The organism is Mesorhizobium sp. M7A.F.Ca.CA.001.10.2.1, assembly GCF_003998575.1.
GTDB lineage: Bacteria > Pseudomonadota > Alphaproteobacteria > Rhizobiales > Rhizobiaceae > Mesorhizobium.
The window spans coordinates 1-5,711 of record NZ_RZQY01000379.1; the positions used below are offsets into that span (position 1 = coordinate 1).

Below are 5,711 nucleotides of genomic sequence, written 5' to 3' on the forward strand. Positions count from 1 at the left end.
CGACAAATCATGGTCGGTGACCGACTGGTAGCATTCGATCTCGGGAAGCTCCGATGTGTTGGAAGCCGGCAGCAGGTCGACCAGCCGGCGCATCTGCAGCAGCGCCTCGACGTCATTGTCATAGGCTCCGTCGGCGATCGACGATTTCGTCGTATGGACGGAAGCGCCGCCGAGGCTCTCGGCGGTCACCGTCTCGTTGGTCACGGTCTTCACCACATCCGGTCCGGTGACGAACATGTAGGAAGTGTCGCGCACCATGAAGATGAAGTCGGTCATGGCAGGCGAATAGACGTCGCCGCCGGCGCACGGTCCCATGATGACGGAAATCTGCGGAATGACGCCTGAGGCCAGCACGTTGCGCTGAAAGATCTCGGCATAGCCGCCGAGTGCTGCCACGCCTTCCTGGATGCGCGCGCCGCCAGCATCGTAGAGGCCGATGATCGGCGCCCGGTTGCGCAGCGCCATCTCCTGCACCTTGATGACCTTCTCGGCATGCGCTTCCGACAGCGAGCCCCCGAATACGGTAAAGTCCTTGGCGAAGAGGTAGACCGGGCGGCCGTTGACGGTGCCCCAGCCGGTGACGACGCCGTCGCCGGCGATCTTGGTGTTCTCCATGCCGAAGTCGGTCGAGCGGTGCTCGACATACATGTCGAATTCCTCGAACGAGCCCTCGTCGAGAAACACCTCGATGCGTTCGCGCGCGGTGAGCTTGCCCTTCTTGTGCTGGGCATCGATGCGAGCCTGGCCGCCGCCCATGCGGGCAATCTCGCGGCGGCGCTCGAGTTCCTTGAGAACGTCTTTCATCGATTACCTCCCAAGCCAGTGGCATTTCGTGGTAATCGTGCCGGCAAGCGAGCGCAAGCGCCGCTTGCGCCACGGGTTTTGTTGCGCTGCAGCATGACGCCCCTTGCATTTGGCGGCGAACTCAGCCATATGCAGCCCATAGGCGCTTGGGCCGGGAACGAATCCGGCCTTCTCGACGAATGAGACTGGTTGCGTCTGTTTTCCCTCTTTCCGGTATATCGGCCCTTTTTCCGGTAAATCACAAAGCGGTGAAAAAGCCCCGTGGCATGATGCCTGCGGGCACGACAGCGCAGCCGAGTGGACGAATACGTCCGCCCGCCTTGTCGTTCATCACAGATTTTTCGACGGCAGGTTGCGCCCTGCCGCCATCGATGTTTGCGGCCAGAAGCCGCGTGAAAGAAGATTATTTTGACCAACGAAAACACTTTGCCCGGTAGCACTGCGGAACTCACCGGTTTCGCGGCACTGGGTATTACGGGCGCGCTGCTCAAGGCCACCCACAACGCCGGCTTCGCCGAGCCGAAGCCGATCCAGGCACAGGCGATCCCCCCTCAGATGGAAGGCCGTGACATTTTCGGCATCGCCCAGACCGGCTCCGGCAAGACCGCGGCCTTCGCGCTGCCGATCTTGTCGAAGATCATTGCGCTTGGCACCAAGCGCCGGCCGAAGACGGCGCGTGCGCTGATTCTGGCGCCGACGCGCGAACTCGCCGTGCAGATCGAAGACACGATCAAGATCCTCGCCAAGGGTGCGCATGTCTCGACCGCGCTCGTGCTCGGCGGCGTGTCCCGCTTCAGTCAGGTGAAGAAGGTTGCTCCCGGCGTCGACATCCTGATCGCCACGCCCGGCCGGTTGACCGACCTTGTGCGTGAGGGCGACCTCGTGCTTGCCGACACCAAATGGCTGGTGCTCGACGAAGGCGACCGCATGCTCGACATGGGCTTCATCAACGACGTCAAGCGCATCGCCAAGGCGACGGCGCCCGACCGTCAGACGGTGCTGTTCTCGGCGACCATGCCCAATGAAATCGCCGAACTGGCCAAGGGCCTGCTGAAGAACCCGATCCGCGTCGAAGTCGCGCCGCAAAGCACGGCGGCGGCCGAGATCGTGCAGGGCGTCGTCTTTGCCCGCACCAAGCAGAAGCGCCAGGTTCTGTCGACGATGCTCGCCGACGAGGCGATGAAGTCCGTCATCATCTTCTCGCGCACCAAGCATGGTGCCGACAGGGTGACCAAGGACCTAGAGCGCGACGGCTTCAAGGCCGCCGTCATCCACGGCAACAAGTCGCAGAATGCCCGCCAGAAAGCGCTGAACGATTTCCGCGACGGCTCGGTGCGCATTCTGGTGGCGACCGACATTGCGGCGCGCGGCATCGACGTCCCCGGCATCAGCCATGTCGTGAATTTCGACCTGCCTGATGAAGCCGAGAGCTACGTCCACCGCATCGGACGTACCGGCCGCAACGGCATGGACGGCATCGCGATCACGCTTTGCGATCCTTCCGAGAACAGCAAGCTGCGCCAGGTCGAGCGCATCATCCGCACCAAGCTGCCGATCGTTGCCGACCATCTCGGCAGCCCCGATCCGCTGCGCAATCCGGCTGAAAAGAACGAGCGCTTCGAGCCGGCCAATGATCGCAACGACCGCAATGGCCGTCGCGACGGCAGGCGGCCCGGTGGCGAGAACAAGGGCAACGGCTTTGGCAAGAAGCGCTTCGGCGACAAGCCTGCCTTCGCAGGCGAGCGCAAGCCGGAAGGCGCCAAGCCGGCCTTCAAAGGCAACAACAAGCGTCGCTTCGGCGGCAAGCGTCCGGCTGCGCGGGCTGCGTAAGCCAGATCGCGTTGTAATCAGTCAGGCTTAGCCTGGCTGATTGCCGGGACAGACCAAGGAAAGGGCGGCTGAAGCGATGCTTCGGCCGCCCTTTTTCGTCGGCTTACTTCACCACCGCTTCGATCCAGACGGCGATCCTTTGCGCCAGAAACGCCGTGGTCGATGGCGACAGCGCGTCGCCGGCAATGACGTGACTGTCCGGGTCGCCGGTGTCATCGACCGGAACCAGTTCATGCGGCGCGCCCCAGCGCCCGGCAATCTCGCGGGTGCGGTCGGCCCGCACCACTTTGTCCGAATCAGAAAAGATGAACAAAGCAGGGATGGTCGCCTTCTCCACCGGCGCGCCATAGGCAAGCTCGGTCAGCGCCTGCATCGGCAAGGTTGCTTCGATCGGATAGCGGGTGGTCCAGAATTCTTCATTCAGCGCGTTGCGCGGCACGAAGCTGTGTTCCTTGCCGGCGACCAGCCTGGCAATTTGTTTGCCCCACGGCATGGTCAGGATCTCGGCGCCCGAAGCCTTGACGCCGAAGTTCGGGGAGATGAACGCAATCGCCGCCACCTCGTCCGATGCACCGGGCTGCGTTGCCGCCCAGACCGCCAGCGAGCCGCCGGTCGACGTCGAGATGACGATCACCTTGTCGCCGATCGCCCGGCCGATGGCGAGCGCTTCCTCATAGTCGTTGATCCAGGCGTTGATGCTGCCTTGCGTCATCGCCGCGCCATCCTGCCCGTGACCGGTGAGCCGGGTGTAGAAGAGATTGGCATCAAGCTGTTCCGCCACTTCGTCGGGCAGCGGGCGGACCTCGCCCTTCGATGCGGAAAAGCCGTGGATGTAGACGATCGACAGCGGCGTCCTGGCATGCACCAACGGATCGGCCCAGACGATCTCTTTTTCCAGCCCGTCACGGATTCCGGGGATGGCGGCTTCCGCCTTTGCCACATAGGCCTGCGGATCGTCAGCGATGAGCGAGGGATCGAAACGGATCGTGGTGTCGACGCGAACGCGCGGGCCGAGCACGAAGGCCAGTGCGAGAATGGCGATCAGGCCCAGCACAGCAAGCACGATCCGTCGCCCCATCGCAGACTCCACGCAGCACTTGTCTCAACCATGACCCAGGCGGCCCGAAACGGTGGGCCTGCCAATTTCGCCGGCGTCCTATTCGATCGGGGGTTTGCGGTCGTAATGCAGCGGCCGCGCCTTCCAACTGGTCATCAGGCTGATAAACCCTCTGCACAGCGGCCTCGGCAGCAGGCCGAGCAGTTTCAGGGGCCAGCTGGTCCGGCGCGGGAAATGGACTTCGAAGCCGCCCGACTTGATGCCCCGCGCCATGCGGCGCGATGCGCGGCTGACCGGCATCAGTCCCGGCATAGGCAGCATGTTCTTCTCGGTCAGCGGGGTGTCGATGAAGCCGGGATTGAACACCTGGATACGCACGTTCATCTTGTCGAAATCATACTTCAGCGACTCGGCCAGGATGTTGATGGCCGCCTTGGTGCCGCCATAGGCGGCCGTTGTCGGCCAGCCGAAATAGGATGTCACCGAGCCGACCAGCACGACATGGCCGCGCGCCCGCACACGCATGCGTTCGACCGCGGGCACGAGGCCGTTGATGATGCCGAAATAATTGACCTCGAAGGACCGGCGAAAGTCGTTGACGACAAGATTCTCCCCCGGCGTCGAAATGTAGTTCCCTGCATTGAAGATGGCGAGCACGATGGGACCGAGCTCCTTCTCGATCGCGGCGACGGTTCTTGCCATGCGCGGCTCGTCGGTGACATCGCAGGGAAAGGCCGTGACACTGCCCGGCATCTGCGCGGTCTCGACGACAAGCGTGTCGATCGGATCGTCGTCAAGCGCCGTCACCGCGACGGCATAGCCCTGGGAAGCAAGATCCCTGGCCAGCGCACGGCCGATGCCGCTTGAGCCGCCCGTGATCCAGGCGACGCCGTGCTTCGGGTTAGCCCGGTAGAGTGTCATGCTGCGCCCTGTCGACTTGTTGGTGCTTTGCTCTAGAGCGGTTCACCGTTTCACGGAAACGGCGAACTGCTCTATCTCCTTGTTTCTACGCAATTCCGGACGGAAAACCGTTTCACACTTTTCCTGGAATTGCTCTAGCGGTGAAGAAATCGAATGAAAAGCCGCTTTTCAACGTCAGCCGGAAATGAACAGTGGCGCAAGAGGCCAGCCTCGGGAAGCGCCGACGCAACAACAGCACTGCAAATGCGACTGGACCAGACAAATTCTTGCCTTGAAACCGCAGCTTCGGGTTTCTAGGGTTTCGGCGCACCTACACAAGGAATCCTGAATGCCCCGTTCTGTGATCGACGCGATCGGCAACACGCCTCTGATCCGCCTCAACAAAGCTTCGGAACAAACCGGTTGCGAGATCCTGGGCAAGGCCGAATTCATGAATCCCGGCCAGTCGGTCAAGGATCGTGCGGGCCTGTTCATCATCCGCGACGCCGAGAAGCGCGGGCTGCTGAAGCCCGGCGGCGTGATCGTCGAGGGAACGGCGGGCAATACCGGCATCGGGCTGACGCTGGTCGCCAAGGCGCTCGGCTACCGGACCGTCATCGTCATTCCCGATACGCAGAGCCAGGAAAAGAAGGACACGATCAAGCTGCTCGGCGCTGAGCTGATCGAGGTGCCGGCCGTGCCCTACAGGAATCCCAACAACTACGTGAAACTGTCGGGGCGGCTGGCCGAGCAACTGGCAAAGACAGAACCGAACGGCGCCATCTGGGCCAACCAGTTCGACAATGTCGCCAACCGTGACGGCCATATCCGCACCACCGCGGAGGAGATCTGGAACCAGACCGGCGGCAAGGTCGACGGTTTCGTGTCGGCGGTCGGTTCTGGCGGCACGCTGGCCGGCGTCGCCTCCGGACTGAAGGCCAAAAGCCGGGATGTGAAGATCGCGCTCGCCGATCCGCTGGGGGCCGCGCTCTATTCTTTCTACACCAGCGGCGAGCTGAAGTCCGAAGGCAGCTCGATCACCGAAGGCATCGGGCAGGGGCGCACCACCGCCAATCTCGAAGGGTTCACGCCGGATTTTTCATTCCAGATCCCCGATGAG

At 62.7% G+C, this 5,711-nt stretch carries 5 protein-coding genes; 2 read left to right on the plus strand and 3 right to left on the minus strand.

Going from position 1 to position 5,711, the window contains the following annotated elements:
* The coding region (locus tag EN964_RS22185) for an acyl-CoA carboxylase subunit beta (RefSeq protein WP_281059565.1) at positions 1–804 on the minus strand (804 nt) is incomplete at its 3' end.
* Between the two features lie 408 nt (positions 805–1,212).
* Here EN964_RS22185 and EN964_RS22190 point away from each other — a divergent pair.
* Entirely contained in the window at positions 1,213–2,634 is a 1,422-nt protein-coding gene (locus EN964_RS22190) for a DEAD/DEAH box helicase (protein WP_127269639.1), read from the plus strand.
* Between the two features lie 103 nt (positions 2,635–2,737).
* On the opposite strand, the gene EN964_RS22195 is transcribed toward EN964_RS22190, so the two are convergent.
* Entirely contained in the window at positions 2,738–3,712 is a 975-nt protein-coding gene (locus EN964_RS22195; RefSeq protein WP_127271723.1) for a carboxylesterase, read from the minus strand.
* A gap of 78 nt (positions 3,713–3,790) precedes the next feature.
* The gene (locus tag EN964_RS22200) at positions 3,791–4,612 is read right to left on the minus strand and encodes an SDR family oxidoreductase (RefSeq protein WP_023812065.1); all 822 of its coding nucleotides are present in this window, start codon (positions 4,610–4,612) and stop codon (positions 3,791–3,793) included.
* 328 nt (positions 4,613–4,940) lie between these two features.
* On the opposite strand from EN964_RS22200, the gene EN964_RS22205 reads away from it, so the two are divergent.
* A partial coding sequence (locus EN964_RS22205; RefSeq protein ID WP_127276732.1) for a cysteine synthase A occupies positions 4,941–5,711 on the plus strand: 771 nt, incomplete at its 3' end.

Bases quoted from the DNA above. Each gene is read 5' to 3' on its own strand.
- EN964_RS22200 (WP_023812065.1), bottom strand. From the start codon at position 4,612: ATGACACTCTACCGGGCTAACCCGAAGCACGGCGTCGCCTGGATCACG.
- EN964_RS22195 (WP_127271723.1), bottom strand. From the start codon at position 3,712: ATGGGGCGACGGATCGTGCTTGCTGTGCTGGGCCTGATCGCCATTCTC.